At 60.1% G+C, this 15,746-nt stretch carries 15 protein-coding genes; 8 read left to right on the top strand and 7 right to left on the bottom strand.

The features are described from left to right. Positions 1–171: 171 nt before the first annotated feature. Positions 172–2,259 (bottom strand): 3-hydroxyacyl-CoA dehydrogenase NAD-binding domain-containing protein, encoded by a 2,088-nt coding sequence (locus tag AC56LR_RS20995; RefSeq protein ID WP_497133330.1) that lies wholly within the window; start codon positions 2,257–2,259, stop codon positions 172–174. Positions 2,260–2,377: 118 nt separating this feature from the next. Here AC56LR_RS20995 and AC56LR_RS21000 point away from each other — a divergent pair, with 118 nt between their 5' ends. Then, positions 2,378–3,109 carry a hypothetical protein gene (locus AC56LR_RS21000; RefSeq protein ID WP_497133332.1) on the top strand — a complete coding sequence of 244 codons (732 nt, stop codon included), beginning with the start codon at positions 2,378–2,380 and terminating at the stop codon, positions 3,107–3,109. A gap of 82 nt (positions 3,110–3,191) precedes the next feature. Here AC56LR_RS21000 and AC56LR_RS21005 read toward each other — a convergent pair whose 3' ends face one another. The 6 genes from AC56LR_RS21005 to AC56LR_RS21030 all read right to left on the bottom strand — a co-directional run bounded on the left by AC56LR_RS21005 (position 3,192) and on the right by AC56LR_RS21030 (position 10,217). Continuing rightward, complete coding sequence (locus tag AC56LR_RS21005; RefSeq protein ID WP_497133334.1) at positions 3,192–3,770, bottom strand: hypothetical protein; 579 nt, start codon at positions 3,768–3,770, stop codon at positions 3,192–3,194. Between the two features lie 241 nt (positions 3,771–4,011). Beyond that, a complete protein-coding gene (locus AC56LR_RS21010; protein WP_497133336.1) occupies positions 4,012–4,746 on the bottom strand; it encodes a hypothetical protein in 735 nt (244 codons plus the stop codon). A gap of 18 nt (positions 4,747–4,764) precedes the next feature. Further along, positions 4,765–6,735, bottom strand: a complete 1,971-nt coding sequence (locus tag AC56LR_RS21015; protein ID WP_497133338.1) for a lysophospholipid acyltransferase family protein — start codon at positions 6,733–6,735, stop codon at positions 4,765–4,767. Between the two features lie 86 nt (positions 6,736–6,821). Then, positions 6,822–7,001, bottom strand: a complete 180-nt coding sequence (locus AC56LR_RS21020; RefSeq protein WP_497133340.1) for a hypothetical protein — start codon at positions 6,999–7,001, stop codon at positions 6,822–6,824. 224 nt (positions 7,002–7,225) lie between these two features. After that, a complete protein-coding gene (locus tag AC56LR_RS21025) occupies positions 7,226–8,545 on the bottom strand; it encodes an amidohydrolase (protein WP_497133342.1) in 1,320 nt (439 codons plus the stop codon). 19 nt (positions 8,546–8,564) lie between these two features. Beyond that, a complete protein-coding gene (locus tag AC56LR_RS21030) occupies positions 8,565–10,217 on the bottom strand; it encodes a 3-(methylthio)propionyl-CoA ligase (protein WP_497133344.1) in 1,653 nt (550 codons plus the stop codon). 236 nt (positions 10,218–10,453) lie between these two features. Here AC56LR_RS21030 and AC56LR_RS21035 point away from each other — a divergent pair, with 236 nt between their 5' ends. The 7 genes from AC56LR_RS21035 to AC56LR_RS21065 all read left to right on the top strand — a co-directional run bounded on the left by AC56LR_RS21035 (position 10,454) and on the right by AC56LR_RS21065 (position 15,543). Further along, positions 10,454–11,920, top strand: coding sequence for a protein adenylyltransferase SelO (locus tag AC56LR_RS21035; RefSeq protein ID WP_497133354.1), 1,467 nt, complete (start codon positions 10,454–10,456; stop codon positions 11,918–11,920). Positions 11,921–11,950: 30 nt separating this feature from the next. Further along, complete coding sequence (gene msrB / locus AC56LR_RS21040; protein ID WP_497133346.1) at positions 11,951–12,346, top strand: peptide-methionine (R)-S-oxide reductase MsrB; 396 nt, start codon at positions 11,951–11,953, stop codon at positions 12,344–12,346. A gap of 24 nt (positions 12,347–12,370) precedes the next feature. Next, entirely contained in the window at positions 12,371–13,000 is a 630-nt protein-coding gene (locus AC56LR_RS21045) for a septation protein A (RefSeq protein WP_497133356.1), read from the top strand. Continuing rightward, on the top strand, positions 12,997–13,278 hold the full coding sequence (locus AC56LR_RS21050) for a BolA family protein (RefSeq protein ID WP_497133347.1): 282 nt from the start codon (positions 12,997–12,999) through the stop codon (positions 13,276–13,278). The genes AC56LR_RS21045 and AC56LR_RS21050 overlap by 4 nt, the downstream gene beginning before the upstream one ends. A 134-nt stretch (positions 13,279–13,412) precedes the next feature. After that, positions 13,413–14,192: a peptidylprolyl isomerase gene (locus tag AC56LR_RS21055; RefSeq protein ID WP_497133349.1), complete on the top strand. Its 780-nt coding sequence runs from the start codon at positions 13,413–13,415 to the stop codon at positions 14,190–14,192. 82 nt (positions 14,193–14,274) lie between these two features. Beyond that, positions 14,275–15,051, top strand: a complete 777-nt coding sequence (locus AC56LR_RS21060) for a peptidylprolyl isomerase (protein WP_497133351.1) — start codon at positions 14,275–14,277, stop codon at positions 15,049–15,051. Positions 15,052–15,210: 159 nt separating this feature from the next. Beyond that, positions 15,211–15,543, top strand: a complete 333-nt coding sequence (locus AC56LR_RS21065) for a hypothetical protein (RefSeq protein WP_497133352.1) — start codon at positions 15,211–15,213, stop codon at positions 15,541–15,543. The last annotated feature ends 203 nt before the right edge of the window (positions 15,544–15,746 follow it).

Genomic DNA, 15,746 nt, shown 5'->3' on the forward strand with positions numbered 1-15,746 from the left:
GAAAGAGAGGGCTAACACAGCCATGCATGCACCGCTTTTTTGACAGGGAAGCTAGCAGCAACCCGGCCCGCCTACAAGGAAAATATGTGGGGAAGGGTCAGGACCTGACCCCGGGTTAGCACAATGGAAACGCCGCCCGAAGGCGGCGCTGCAGTACCGGTAAGCGAACGCTCAGCCGTTGAAGCCCTTGCCCTCCGCTGCGCGCTGTTCCAGCAGCGGCGCCGGCTTCCACGCCTCGCCATGGCGCCCGCCGGCATACTTGCGCACGGCCTCGAGTACCTTCGGCAGGCCCACCGTGTCGGCATAGAACATCGGCCCGCCGCGGTGCAGCGGGAAGCCGTAGCCGGTGAGGTAGACCATGTCGATATCCGACGCCCGCAGGGCGATGCCTTCTTCCAGGATCCTGGCGCCTTCGTTCACCAGCGCGTAGATCAGGCGCTCGACGATCTCGGCATCGCCAATGGCGCGGCGCGCCAGGCCCAGGTCCTGCGAATGCTGCACGATCATGTCGTTCACCAGCGCCGATGGAGTCGCCTTGCGGTCGCCCGCCTGGTAGTCGTACCAGCCGGCGCCCGTTTTCTGGCCAAAGCGGCCCCGTTCGCACAGCAGGTCCGCGGTTTTCGAATAGGCGATGTGCGGCGACTCGACGGCGCGGCGCTTGCGGATGTACCAGCCGACGTCATTGCCGGCCAGGTCGCTCATGCGGAACGGCCCCATCGCGAAGCCGAACCCTTCGATGGCGGCATCCACCTGCTGCGGCAGCGCGCCTTCGTCGAGCAGGAAGTAGGCCTGGCGCAGGTATTGCTCGAGCATGCGGTTGCCGATGAAGCCGTCGCACACGCCCGAGACCACCCCGGTCTTCCTGATTTTTTTCGACAGCGCCAGCGCGGTGGCCAGCACGTCCTTGCCGGTGTGCTTGCCGCGCACGATCTCCAGCAGCTTCATGACGTTGGCCGGGCTGAAGAAATGCAGGCCGATGACGTCCTGCGGGCGTGTGGTGAAGGCCGCGATGCGGTCCAGGTCGAGCGTCGAGGTGTTCGAGGCCAGGATCGCGCCCGGCTTCATGCATGCATCCAGCTGCCTGAACACGGCTTCTTTCACGCCCATGTCCTCGAACACTGCTTCGATCACGATGTCGGCCTGGGCGATGGCGGCATAGTCCAGCGTGCCGGTGATGAGCCCAATACGCTGCTCGGCTTTCTCCTGGGTCAGCTTGCCCTTCCTGACCGTGTTCTCGTAATTCTTGCGAATCGTGCCCAAGCCCTTGTCCAGGGCCTCCTGCTTCGTCTCCAGGATCGTGACCGGGATGCCGGCGTTCGCGAAATTCATGGCGATGCCGCCGCCCATGGTGCCGGCGCCGATCACGGCGGCGCGCGCGATGGTCCGCACCGGCGTGTCCGATGGCACGTCCGGCACCTTGCTGGCCGCGCGCTCGGCCATGAAGGCGTGGCGCTGGGCTTTCGATTCCGGGGTCTGCATCAAATGCAGGAAGCGCTCGCGCTCGAATTTCAGGCCGTCTTCGAACGGCATGGTGATCGAGGCGGCGACGGTCTCGACGCATTCGAGCGGCGCCGGGAAAGGCCCCGCCAGGGCCTTGACCGATTCGCGCGAGGCGGCGATGAAGCCTTCGTGGTTCGGGTAGTCGACGCTGCGCTCGCGCACCTTCGGCAGCGGCCGCAGGTCGGCCTTGGCCTTGGCGAAGTCGATCGCGGCGGCGAGCAGGTCGGTCCCGGCCGGGAAGACCTGGTCGAACAATGCCGTGCCGGCCAGCTTTTCCGACAGGACGGGCGTGCCCGACACCACCATGTTCAGCGCCATTTCCAGGCCGACCAGGCGCGGCATGCGCTGGGTGCCGCCGGCGCCGGGCAGCAGGCCCAGCTTCACTTCCGGCAGCGCAATCAGGGCGCCGGGGAGCGCGACGCGGTAATTGCAGCCCAGGGCCAGTTCCAGCCCGCCGCCCATGGCCACGCTGTGGATGGCCGCGACCACTGGTTTGCTGGAGTCTTCGACCACGCGGATCAGGGTGTGCAGGGTCGGCTCGGTGAGCGCCTTGGGCGAATTGAATTCGCGGATGTCGGCGCCGCCCGAAAAGGCCTTGCCCGCGCCGGTGAGCACGATCGCCTTGACGGCCGGGTCGCTTTCCGCCTGGCGCATGGCCTCGACGGCGGCAGCCCGCGTCGCGAGCCCAAGGCCGTTGACCGGAGGATTATTCAAGGTAATTACGGCAACGCTGCCCTGGACGGTGTAGTCGGCACTCATGTCTCTTCCATCTCCTTATGTGTGGTACTGGCGATCTTTCAACTATACCTCACAAAAGAACGTTCGTATTATTTCCCCCTATGCCAGAATGGCGCCCTCACGCTACCTTACCGACGCCATGGAAAAACTGATCGCGCAACTAGTACGTCTTTACCTGATGCCGGAGCTGGCCTCGCCGGAAGCGCTGGCCCGGCATTTCCAGGGCCTGCAAGCGCTCAGCATCCCGCTCGCCTCGCTGGACGACCTGACGCGCGCGATCGTGATCGACTTCCCCAAGGTACGCGGCGGCGATCCGGAGCAGCACTGGCAGAACCTGTGCGAGGTGGCCAACCGGCTGCAGGAGGCGTATGGCTTCCCGCCGCCGGCCGTGAGCATCGACGGCGCGAGCGGCTACCAGCTCTGGCTGTCGCTGATGGAACCGGTGCCGCTGGGCGACGTGCGCCGCTTCGTGGCGATGCTGCGTGACGCCCATTTCCCCGGGCTGGATCTGCAGGTGGCGGTCGAGGCCGCGCTGCCACCCTGCCAGAACACCGCCTCCGGCAAATGGGTTGCCTTCATCCACCCAGGCATGGGCGCGTCGTTCGCAGAGGAGGCCGGACTGGAGATGCCCCCGCCGGTCATGGCCCAGGTCGCCTTTCTGGAGGGACTCGACAGCATCGGCAAGGCCCAGTTCTTCGATGCGCTCGTGGCGATGAAACAGGGCGACGCGCCGGTACAGGTGGCGGAACCCATACTCACCGCGTGTGACGGCCTGCTACTTAAGGACGCCACACTGGAAGATATCGTCCGCCACCTGCATGCATTGAACATCGAGCCGACCTTCCGGCATCTGTTGTCGCGGCGCGATTGACAGTCGAACACAGGCGCTCCAGGAATGGCAACGCACAAGGCCCGAGTCACCGGAATGTCGTCTTTTATTCAGAAAGAGAATTTTATTTCCATTTGCAACCAGTGTCTGTGACCGTATCTTTCAAGAGAGGGATAACCGCTAAAATTCCCATGCTGGCATACTGAGTTCGACAATCGCGACGGCGTGCTTGCTCAATGGCGCGTTCAAACTTCTCAACCCGCGCTGATTCCAGCGTTGGGCGGGCTTGAACAGCTCCGGCTATACCCGGGCCTTCATGATTCAATCCAGCACGTATCGCGCCACGGGCGGCTTCCATATCGAAGCCCGGCTCTGGACTTGCAGCGTGCAGGGGAACATCGTGCGGTACAACCGGCTCAGGTAAAAGTGGCTGAGCCTGATTTGGCTTGAGCGCTGGGCGTCGCTTTGCTGCACGCATCGGAACATCGTCGGCCCTTAGGGGGGATACTGCCAGCGCAACTGGCAACGGAATTGCTTGCACCATAACCAGTGTAGTACGTGGTTCAGGCAGGTCGTCGGTAAATTTCGCCGGCACACCATGGTTAAAAATGCCGAGAGCAATGACATGCAGCAGGAAACTGATGCCCCAGCCCTGCAAATGCGTACGCAGCCTGGTTCCTGCAGATAGAGATAGAATTTTCATGCAACCACTTTCGCTAAATCCCTCCACCGTGAATCCCATGGGACTTGGCTAAATTAAATTTCATCAAATACCAGGTCGTCGATCCGGTCGATTGATTTTGCTGCTGAGAAAAGGCAGTGCGTTTTTTAAACAAAAGACAGACGACGCCGGGCGAATGTAATATACCACCTCGCTTGTAACGTCGTCTCCCAGGACAACCTATCGATATCAGGTTCGACAAGGTATGATCGATGGAAATCCTCTATTGATACTTGAATTCCACGATTGCGTCGTCCCCCCAGCTATCATCGGCGATAGGTGGCAAATATAACGGAGTATTCTTTGGCACATATATCGCCTGTGTCTTTGGCCCCTCTTTAATCGTTGCGGACGCCAGCAGGCCTTCCGAAACATAATAAGTCGAAACCCTATTTGTTTTGCATGGTCCGCCGAGGGCGCTGATCAGGTTGCGCTTGACGAAAGAAAAATCGGACTTTTCAATAGCCCATCGAACTTCACATTCAAGTCTCAAGTCTCCCAACCTGCGTGAGTTCTCTGGCGTTTCCGGAGTCACGATGTATGGACGCCACCGAACATGGGTCTTCTTTTTATTTATTTCCAGGACAGAATCCACATTAGCCAGGCTATTAACTCTAGGCAAACTAAAGATTCCGTCAGTTGTTACCGCCACCGGATGAGAGTTAACACCATCGCTGATTTTCAGCGTAACGTCCGTGAGCGTGACGCCCGACTGTTGAGGTTGTAGCTTAAAGAGTAGCGTAGCGTTTGGCGCAAGTTTGTGTTTCTTTTCGAAGGCGTCCGCACCGGCGAGCATCAAAGGATATGGTTTCCAGTCAGGATCTTTAACCCCCACCACTTCGACTGCTGGTGTATCCGCCTTTTCAACGCGCGAAGCTGCCTCTTCTGCACTTACATGTTCGAATATAAGCAGGGACGCGATCGAAAAAAAGACAGAATGACGCAATTTGGTTTTCATTAATTTTACTTTCATCAATTAACTTTTAGCAAAAACACTAAAACGCTCCCAGCAATGCCAATGTTCAGGATGGCGATGTATCCACGCCTCGATCTTCCTGAAAATTATTTGCATGATATGTTGCTCGGCGCCTTGTGCACACTCAGGGAGGTGACCGACATCAATCGATGGGTCGATGTGAACTTTTACGCTTAACAACCCATCGAACGTACTCACAACCGGGATCAGCCTTGCCCCAAACTTTCGGCTGAAATAGGAAATCCCTGGTCGAACGCTGATCTTGGTACCGAAAAGTTCGATATCGACAAGGTTTGCACCGGAAAACACGTCAGGCATCATGACGACAATTTCTGAATTTTTAAGGGCTTTCGCAGCCTGCAATATCCCCGAACGGTTATCGAAACAAATGGAAACATTGGGGAAATAGCGTGAATAGAATCCCTGGTATCTGGAATTGTTTGGATCAGTTTTCGGATCCGCATAAAATATATGCACCTTCCGATTTTCCGGAATTCGCTCCAGCAGAAATAATGCTCCACTCAAGAAGGATCCAAAATGGGGGGCAATAAATATGGTCGGCTCAACTTCACGAGTTATCGATTCGAAAGTCAACCGAGATCCTGCCCGGTGCGTCTTTCTGATCATCCACAGTCCCGCATCAGTCGACAATTTGCTCAGCAGATCAAGCCAGAATAGCTCATAATATTTGCCCACCACCGCACGGTTTGCGATCATCCGCACGTCTCGCAGTGCGAGATTACTCTTTTCCAAGCCTTTGCAAACACCTCGAATATAGTCTTGATGTTTGCTGCGGAGATGCATCAACGGCTCCGTCAGTCGAATAACCAATAGGGTTGCACAGAACTTAACAATCAAGATTCCGTCAACAGCATATCGTTTGAAACGTACCCATAAGAACATACCGAGAACGACAAGCAGCGCGCCAATCATCGTTTGGGCTGAAATAACATGTTCGTGCAAAGCCAGTTCGTCGAGGACTTCCAGCATTGCCCCAATCTCTTCGTGCAGAGGCCCGATCACCATCTTGTAGATAAGGACAAACCCAAGCACGTTCAGTACGCCGAGTCCCGCGAAATACACTGCGATCAGTGCACTTTGCAGCGCATCGACTCTGGAAAATTCTTTATCTTTGAGCTTTTGCGCAAGACTGCCTGTGGCAACCTTAAACCACTTGAGCAGGCTTTCCTGGCCAAGCCAGTCCAATAACAGCCAATATCCATCGAACCGGTAATATGGCAAACTCGAGAAAACGGCCAGGAGAACGATAAGTCCGAGCGCATCCCGGAGCTGGGGGAAGAAAAATGCAAATAAACCAACAACGCTTCCGAATAGAAACTGCAGGTACACTCCCCCGATATCAACAATCATTCTTGATTTTCTATCCCGGGTCCACGCATCAGAGACGTCGGTATAAAATGTTGGGATGATTCGTCGAATTCCTATACCAATCGCCGACGGGCGCGCGCCGACTGCAACACAAGCTGAAGCATGACCTATTTCATGAAAAAATATGCTGGACAGCACTACTAAGCCAGTCAATAGATGATTGGCATCAATTGGGGAACTCGAGAGCAAAGCCCCGGCCGTAATCAGTAATGATGTGCCGAGAAGCGGGATGGCAACGCGTGCGCCGAACAATATTTTAAAAAACTCCGCGAATATTATTAGCGTGGTGCCTTTCACCAAGGTTATTGACAACTTGAATTGCTTGCTGGAGGATGGAGCAAACAATTCTTGGGGCAGGGAATTCACCGCCGCATTGATCTCCGCTATAGCGACATCATAACCCAGTTCGTTTGTGAGCGCTCTTGCGTAAAACTCCGCTTCTTCAAGTGGCTTGTCACGCAATATCTGTATCAGCTTTGCAGCGTCGCTAGATACGGAAAAGTAAGAATCATCAGTCGCTACGATCCAGGTATTTTCAGACTCGATCTCCAGGACGCGAACGTCGGGTAATATTTTTCGCATTATATTCTGCTAAAATACGACCTGCTTCAAGCAGGTCGCAAAAAGATAACAGCATTAAAATGCTGTTTCTTCAATTTATCTTGCTCTTACCACTCAGCAATCGTGCACGACGGACGGGCGGTCGGGTCACCGTCCCATGCTTGCGCACTGGTCGCTGCAGTCGCTCCAGCAATTGCCAGCAGAGCGGTCAGCGCGCTCTGTTCTTCACGACGCGGCTCCAGTTTGGTGACGGTAACTTCAAAGCGATTTTTCTGATTTTCTTTCATGATGTCTCGGGATAAAAGTGGATCTCAGCTACCACATAGTGTAGCGCTACTGACCAGAAGTTCTGATCGGAAATCATCATATACCAATCATTTTCCATTAAATCTATCTGATTATCACAGCTCGAAGATAATGGCGACCATATGTCCTGCAAGCTGCAGACCCTACCTTAAACGCCAGTTCCCGACCATACGGTCCGGACGACAGCAGAAGTTATCTCAAGTCCTTACCGTTTGCCCATCAACTCCTGCAAAGCCACCACCGTCGCCTCCACCCCCATCCGCACGGCTGGCCCGTGCTCGACCTTGAACAGCGGACTGTGATGGCTCGGCAGCCTCAGCTTGCCGGCCCTGGCCGCGGCGATGGTCTCCGGCGCGGTGCCGCCTACCGTGAAATACACGCTCGGGATATATGGGTCGGTGACGAATTGCGGGAAATCTTCCGAGCCCATGCCTTCGCGGAATTCCTCCGCACCGAAGGCATCCGCCCCCAGCTTGCCGACCCAGGCCGTTGTCAGGCGGCGCACCAGCTCGACGTTGTTCAGCACCGGCGGCGCCGGCGTGTCCACCAGCTTGACTTCCGGCAGCTCGTTGTCCGCCATGCCGGCGGCGCGCGCCGTGTGTTCGGCCATGCGCTTGATGCCGCCCAGCAGCAGGTCGCGCGTCTTCGCGCTCTCGCTGCGCACGGTGAGCTGCAGCCTGGCGTTGTCGCCGATGATATTGGCCTTGCTGCCGCCATGGAAGGAGCCGACCGTGATCAGGCCCGGCTCGCGCGGGCCCAGCTCGCGGCTGACGATGGTTTGCAGGCCCATCACGATCATCGCGCCCAGCACGATCGGATCCTTGCCGCGGTGCGGCTGGGCGCCATGCGCGCCGACGCCCTTGATCAGGATCTCGACGGTATCGGCGCCCGAGTAAGGCGACACCTCGGAGGCATGCACCTTGCCGGTCGCCATGTCGGCCTTGACGTGGAAACCCAGCGCGAAATCGGGCTGGCCGAAGCGCTTATACAGGCCATCCTTCATCATCGCCAGCGCCCCGCCGATGCGTTCCTCGGCCGGCTGGCCGACCAGCATCAGGGTGCCCGACCAGCTGGCGCGATCGAGCGCCATGCGGCGCGCCGTGCCGACCAGGCTGGTCATGTGGATGTCGTGGCCGCAGGAATGCGCGACCGGGGTCATGTTGCCTTCCATGTCCTTCTGGGTGACGGTCGAGGCATTCGGCAGGCCGGACTTTTCCTGCATCGGCAAGCCGTCCATGTCGGCGCGCATCATCACCAGCGGGCCGGGACCGTTCTTCAGGATCGCCACCACTCCGGTGCCGCCGACGCCTTCGGTGACCGTGAAGCCTGCCGCGCGCAATTCCCTGGCCATGCGCGCCGCCGTTTTCACTTCCAGGAAGGACAGCTCGGGATTGCGGTGGAAGTAGTCGAGGAGCGGCGCAAGATGGGCGTCGTAGTCCCGGGCGACGGCTTTCGACAGTTCGTTGGCCTGGAGCGCGCCCGGCACGAGTAGCGCGGACAGCAGTAAGGGAAGCAGTTTTTTCATGGTGGGGTCGAGGTCGTGGTCAGGCGGTTGGCAAACGGTGTTCGTGGTAGATGTCGCGCAGCTTGTTCTTCTGGACCTTGCCGGTGCCGCCCATCGGCAGCGCCTCGGTAAACACCACGTCGTCGGGTATCCACCACTTCGCCACTTTGCCTTCATAGCCAGCCAGCAGTTCTTCGCGCGTCACCTCCATGCCAGGCCTCTTGACCACCACCAGCAAAGGGCGCTCGGCCCATTTCGGGTGTGCTACGGCGATGCAGGCCGCCTGCAGCACGGCCGGGTGGGCCATCGCGATGTTTTCCAGGTCGATGGTGCCGATCCACTCGCCGCCGGACTTGATCACGTCCTTGCTGCGGTCCGTAATCGCGAGATAGCCGTCCGGGTCGATGGTCGCTACGTCGCCGGTCGGGAACCAGCCGTCCTGCAGCACATCCCCGCCCTCGCCGCGGAAATAGCCGGACACCACCCATGGTCCCTTTACCAGCAGGTGACCATAGGTCGCGCCGTCCCAGGCCAGTTCGGTGCCGTCGTCGTCGACGATCTTCATGTCGACGCCGTAGATGGCATGGCCCTGCTTGCGCAGCACGGCGCGCCGGGCTTCCGCCGGCATCGACGTGTGCTTGGCCATGAGCGTGCAGGCGGTGCCGAGCGGCGACATTTCGGTCATGCCCCAGGCGTGCACCACTTCCACGCCCAGCTGGTCGATCAGGGTGTCCATCATCGCGGGCGGGCAGGCCGAGCCGCCGATCACCGTGCGGCGGAAGGTCGAGAAACGCAGATCGTTCTGCAGCACGTAGTTGACCAGGCCCAGCCACACGGTCGGCACCCCGGCCGAGAAGGTCACGCCCTCGAGCTCGAACAGCTCGTAGAGCGATTTGCCATCGAGCGCCGGCCCTGGGAACACCATCCTGGCGCCCGACAGCGGCACCGAATACGGCAGGCCCCAGGCGTTGACGTGGAACATCGGCACCACCGGCAGCACGACGTCATGGCTCGAAACGTTCAACGCGTTCGGCATCGCCGAGGCATAGGCATGCAGCACCGTGGAGCGGTGCGAGTACAGCGCGCCTTTCGGGTTGCCGGTGGTGCCCGAGGTGTAGCACAGGCTTGCCGCCGAGCGCTCGTCGAACTGCGGCCAGGGGTAGTCGCCCGAGGAGGCAGCGATCAGGTCTTCGTAGCACAGCAGGCTCGGGATGCCGGTCTCGAGCGGCATGTGGGCGCGATCGCACATCGCGACATAGCCCTTGATGGTCTTGCAGTGGCGCGCCATCTGCTCGATGGCCGGCAGGAAGCTCATGTCGAAGAACAGGTACTGGCCTTCGGCATGGTTGACGATGTAGGCGATCTGTTCCGGGTGCAGACGCGGATTGAGGGTATGCAGCACCGCGCCCGAGCCCGATACCGCATAGTAGAGCTCCATGTGGCGGTAGCCGTTCCAGGCCAGGGTCGCCACCCGGTCGCCCATGCCTACGCCCAATCCCCGCAGCGCCTGGGCCATCTGGCGGGCGCGCCGTTCGCAGTCGCGGTAGGTGTAGCGGTGCAGGTCGCCTTCCACGCGGCGCGACACGATTTCGGTGTTCCCGTAGTGGCGTGCGGCAAATTCGATAATGCTCGATACCAGCAGCGGCTGGTCCATCATCTGGCCCATCAGGGGGCTGGTCGGATAGTCGGTCATGCGATTCCCATGGACGAATTGGTAAAATTGGCAAGCTTGCCCCCAAGTGTCATCCGCGGCCTTGAATCGAGTCAATGCAAATCTGGTGCGGGCCCCCAAAGCCATGCAGGGCGCTTACGGGAGCCCGGCAGGGTAGCCGGGCGCGCCATGTGCCAATCGAATCTGCCCGGTACGGTAGAATCCTGCCAATATTGCGAAAAAACGCGCACCACGACCTTACTTGTACTGGAACCGCCATCACTGCTGACGAACTCCCCTTCGACAACTCGTTTGCCGAGTTGCCCCCGGCGTTCTACACCCGGCTGATGCCGACGCCCCTGCCGGCGCCGGCCTTCATCGCCGCCAGCGCGCCGGCAGCCAGGCTGGTCGGACTCGACCCAGCCGACCTGGCACGCCCCGATTTCATCGAAGTCTTTACCGGCAACAAGGTCGCGGTGCGCTCGCAGCCGCTGTCCGCCGTGTATTCGGGCCACCAGTTCGGCGTCTGGGCCGGCCAGCTGGGCGACGGCCGGGCGATCACCCTGGGCGATCTACCAAGCGAAAATGGCCAGATGGAAGTCCAGCTCAAGGGTGCCGGCCTGACGCCCTACTCGCGCATGGGCGACGGCCGCGCCGTGCTGCGCTCCTCGCTGCGCGAATTCCTGTGCTCGGAAGCGATGGCCGCGCTCGGCATCCCGACCACACGCGCGCTGATGGTCACCGGGTCGCCCCAGCGGGTCATGCGCGAAAGCGTCGAGACCGCTGCCGTGGTGACCCGGATAGCGCCGACGTTCGTGCGCTTCGGCTCCTTCGAGCACTGGCACCAGCGCGGCAAGCAGGACGAGTTGCGGGTCCTGGCAGACTTCGTGATCAAGAATTGGTACCCCGAATTCGCGGGTGCGGTCAATCCCTACAAGGAATTGCTGGCCGAGGTCACGCGCCGCACCGCGCGCATGATCGCGCTGTGGCAGTCGGTCGGCTTCATGCACGGGGTGATGAACACCGACAATATGTCGATCCTGGGCTTGACCCTCGACTACGGTCCCTTCGGCTTCATGGAAGCCTTCGACGCCAACCATATCTGCAACCATACCGACCAGGGCGGGCGCTATTCGTACGCCAACCAGGTGCCGGTCGGCCACTGGAACTGCTACGCCCTGGGCAACGCGCTGCTCCCGCTGATCGGCACGCCGGAAGAAGCCGAAGAGGCGCTGGACGCCTACCGCCCGGCGTTTGGCGAAAAACTCGACGAACTGCTGCACGCCAAGCTCGGCCTGCTCGACGCGCGCGAGGGCGACGAAGCGCTGTTCGACGCCATGTTCCAGCTGCTGCAGGCGAACCACGCCGACTTCACGCTGTTCTTCCGCCGCCTGGGCGACCTGCGCCTCGATGGCGACCTGGCGCAGGATGCGCCGCTGCGCGACCTGTTCCTGGACCGGGAAGCGTTCGATGCCTGGGCGCTGCAGTACCGCGCCCGCCTGCGCCTCGAGAACAGTGTGGACGAGCAGCGCCGCGCCGCCATGCACCGCGCCAATCCGAAATATGTGCTGCGCAACTACCTGGCGCAGACGGCAATCGAACAGGCGCAAAATGGCGACTACAGCGGCGTGCATCGCTTGTTGGCGGTGCTGGAGCGCCCCTTCGACGAGCAGCCCGAGAACGAAACCTATGCGGCCCTGCCCCCGAGCTGGGCAGCCCATCTTGAAGTAAGCTGCTCATCGTGAGCCCAGCATTGCAATCAACGCGAGACCGACATGACCAATAAAGTAAGCAAGACCGACGCGCAGTGGCGCGAGCAGCTCGACCCGATGGAATACCAGGTAACCCGCCACGCCGCCACCGAGCGCGCCTTCACCGGCAAGTTCTGGGACCACCACGAGCACGGCATCTATACCTGCGTGTGCTGCAATACGCCGCTGTTCGAGTCGGACGCCAAGTTCGATTCCGGCTGCGGCTGGCCCAGCTATTTCCGCGCGCTCGATCCGGAGAACGTCATCGAAAAGACCGACCGGACCCACGGCATGGTCCGCACCGAGATCATCTGCGCCGTCTGCGACGCCCACCTCGGCCACGTCTTCCCCGATGGCCCGCCGCCGACCGGCCTGCGCTATTGCATCAACTCCGCGTCGCTGCGCTTCGAACCCGTCTGAGGCCAGGATTAAGGAACCCTTATGATCAAGTTCTTGTTCGACATGCTGCCGGTGATCCTGTTCTTCGGGATGTACAAGTATGGCGAAAGCAACCAGGACTGGGCCCACGGCCTGGTCACCGACCACCTTGGCTTCCTGATCTCGGGCGGCGCCGTGCCGGCCTCGCAGTCGCCGATCCTGCTGGCTACTTTTGTGACCATCCTGGCGACGGTGCTGCAGATCGTGTACTTGCTCGCGCGCCGGCGCAAGGTCGACGGCATGCTGTGGCTGTCGCTGGGCGTGGTGGTGATCGCCGGCGGCGCCACCATCTACTTCCACGACGACACCTTCATCAAGTGGAAGCCGACCATCCTGTACTGGGCCTTCGGCGCCGCCCTGCTGTTCGCCCACCTGGTCTACCGCAAGAACCTGATGCGCTCGGCGCTCGGGGGCGCCATGAACCTGCCGGAAGCGGTCTGGACCCGCGTGCTCTACGCCTGGGTCGCCTTCTTCACGGTGCTGGGCTTGCTGAACTTGCTGATGGCCTTCGTTGTCTTCCGTAGCGATACCGGCGCCTGGGTCAGCTTCAAGCTGTTCGGCATCACCGGCATCCTGTTCGCCTTCATCGTCGTTCAATCGTTAATGCTGTCTAAACATATTCAGGAGGATGCATGACCGAGCTATCCCGTACCGAACGCCTGCGCGAGCGCCTGCAGGCCGAACTGGCCCCGACCCTGCTCGAGATCACCGACGACTCGCACCTGCACGCCGGCCATGCCGGCGCGGCCTCGGGCGGCAGCCATTACAGCGTGAAAATCGCCTCCGACAAGTTCACCGGCCTCACGCTGGTCATGCGCCATCGTCTTGTGTATGATGCCGTTCACGAAATGATTAACAAGGCGGAAATCCATGCGCTGGCTATCACGGCCATCCTGCCTTCCGAAGCTGGCTGAAGCAGCTCTTCAGTCAGCTTTAAGAAAGTTCGCCGACAATCTTTCGCGTAAGACGAAGTAGAAGACGTACACAACACGAAGTAAAAGAACTGAGCAATCTCGTCCAAGCAACTCTCCCCACAGGAATTCCAGAAATGACTTTGAAGCCAGCACGCCTGCTGTTAGCCCTGATCGCCGTTGTCGCGGCGCCTGCTTTTGCGCAGAACCTCGCCGTGGTCAACGGCAAGCCGATCCCGTCGTCGCGCGTCGACGCGGTGGTCAAGCAGGTGGTCGCCGCCGGCCAGGGCCAGGATTCGTCGCAACTGCGCGAAGTGATCAAGCGCGACCTGATCTCGCGCGAAGTCCTGATGCAGGAAGCCATCAAGCAGGGCTACGACAAGAAGCCGGAAGTCAAGGCAGCGCTGGACAATGCGCGCCAGGCGATCGTCGTCAACCAACTGGCGCGCGACTACATCACCAAGAACCCGGTCACCGACGCCGACATCAAGGCCGAATACGACCGCTTCACCAAGCAGACCGGCGACAAGGAATACCACGTCCGCCACATCCTGCTCGAGACCGAAGCCGAAGCCAAGGCCGTGATCGCCAAGATCAAGGGCGGCGCCAAGTTCGAAGAACTGGCCAAGGGATCGAAGGATACCGGCACCGCCAACAATGGCGGCGACCTGGACTGGGCAGCCCCTGCTTCCTTCCCGCCTGAATTCGCAGCCGGCTTCACCGGCCTGCAAAAAGGCGGCGTCACCGAGAACCCGGTGAAGACCGCCAACGGCTTCCACGTCATCAAGCTCGACGACACCCGCGCCGCCAAGCTGCCGACCCTGGAAGAAGTCAAGCCGCAGATCGCCGACGCCCTGGCCCAGAAGAAGCTCGAAGAGTACAAAGAGCAAATGGTCAAAAAGGCAAAGGTGCAGTAATATGTGTTACCGCCGGTGAGTTATTCACCGGTTTTTTTGCCGCCTGCGGCGAACTTTTTCGTGTTTAGATAGGACCTCAACAATGATTTTGAAGCCAGCCCGCCTGTTGTTAGCCATGATCGCCCTGGTTGCCGCGCCTGCGTTCGCGCAAAACGTTGCAACCGTCAATGGCAAACCCATCCCGGCGGCCAAGGTTGACCAGATGGTCAAGCAAGTCGTCGCCCAGGGTCGCGCCACCGATTCGCCGCAGTTGCGCGATGCGATCAAGAAAGACCTGATCGGCCGCGAAGTCCTGATCCAGGAAGCCGACAAGCAAGGCGTCGGCGGCCGTGCCGACGTGAAGGCAGCGATCGACAACGCGCGCCAGAGCATCATCATCAACGCGATGCTCGCCGACTACGTCAAGAAGAACCCGATCAAGGATGCCGAGATCAAGGCCGAGTACGACAAGTACAAGTCCCAGGTCGGCGACAAGGAATACCGCGCACGCCACATCCTGGTGACCACCGAAGACGAAGCCAAGGCCATCATCACCAAGCTCAAGGCCGGCGGCAAGTTTGAAGAGCTGGCCAAGCAGTCGAAAGACGGTTCGGCAGCCAACGGCGGCGACCTGGACTGGGCAAGCCCGGCCAACTACGTGCCTGAGTTCTCGAAAGCCATGGTTGCCCTGCAAAAAGGCGCCATCACCGAGACCCCGGTCAAGACCCAGTACGGCTTCCACGTTATCAAGCTGGAAGACGTCCGCGCCGCCAAGGTGCCGGCTCTGGAAGAAGTCAAGCAGCAGGTCGCGGAACAACTGCAACAGCGTCAGCTGGCCCAGTACCGCGAAAGCCTGGTGAAGAAGGCCAAGATCCAGTAATCCTGGTCTGGCTGGAACAAGAAGCGCTCCCGAGGGAGCGCTTTTTTTTATTGGACGCGCTAGAGTACGCAGCGTCCTACGCCGCAGCGCTCGTTGTTCCTATTGCAGCGGCGCAGGGAAGGATTAGGATAGGCTCCACTGTCACTTATGCGGGAGCTTATGATGGCCAACGAAAACGTGGATCAGACAGGCAGCAAGCGCGACGACGAACGCAGCCGCGCTGACGCGCTCGCCCCTCCGCCGGGCGCGGGCGGTGGCGATATCCGGCATACCAACTTCCCGCATGCGCCGGCCGAGGGCAATGTCGGGCCGGCAGGCGCGCCGCAGACCAGCCGCGGCAGTGCCGGGAAGCCGGAGACTGGCGGCGGGGGGAGTGGGCAGGACGATACTGGCGCCGCTGGCGGGCTCGATAACGCGGGCGCCGGGGCTGGTGCGACGCCCGGGACGCCTAAAGGCAATGGCTCGGAGGACGAGCCGATCTGGGGGAGTTGAGGCGAATCGTAGGGTGGGCAGATTCTGCCCACGCGTTCAAACTACGGTAAAGCTGCCTGTGCGGCTTTTTAACCGCTAACTATCACCGCGCGGGCAGGAAACCTGCCCACCCTGTAAAGGCAAAGTTAAAATGTCCGATTCTGGCAAAGTTGAAATGTCCGCTGTTTTTTGTGTCGCAGGACTTCAAACTCGCTTTTGAGCGG

The organism is Telluria sp. ZT3P39 (genome assembly GCF_059685935.1).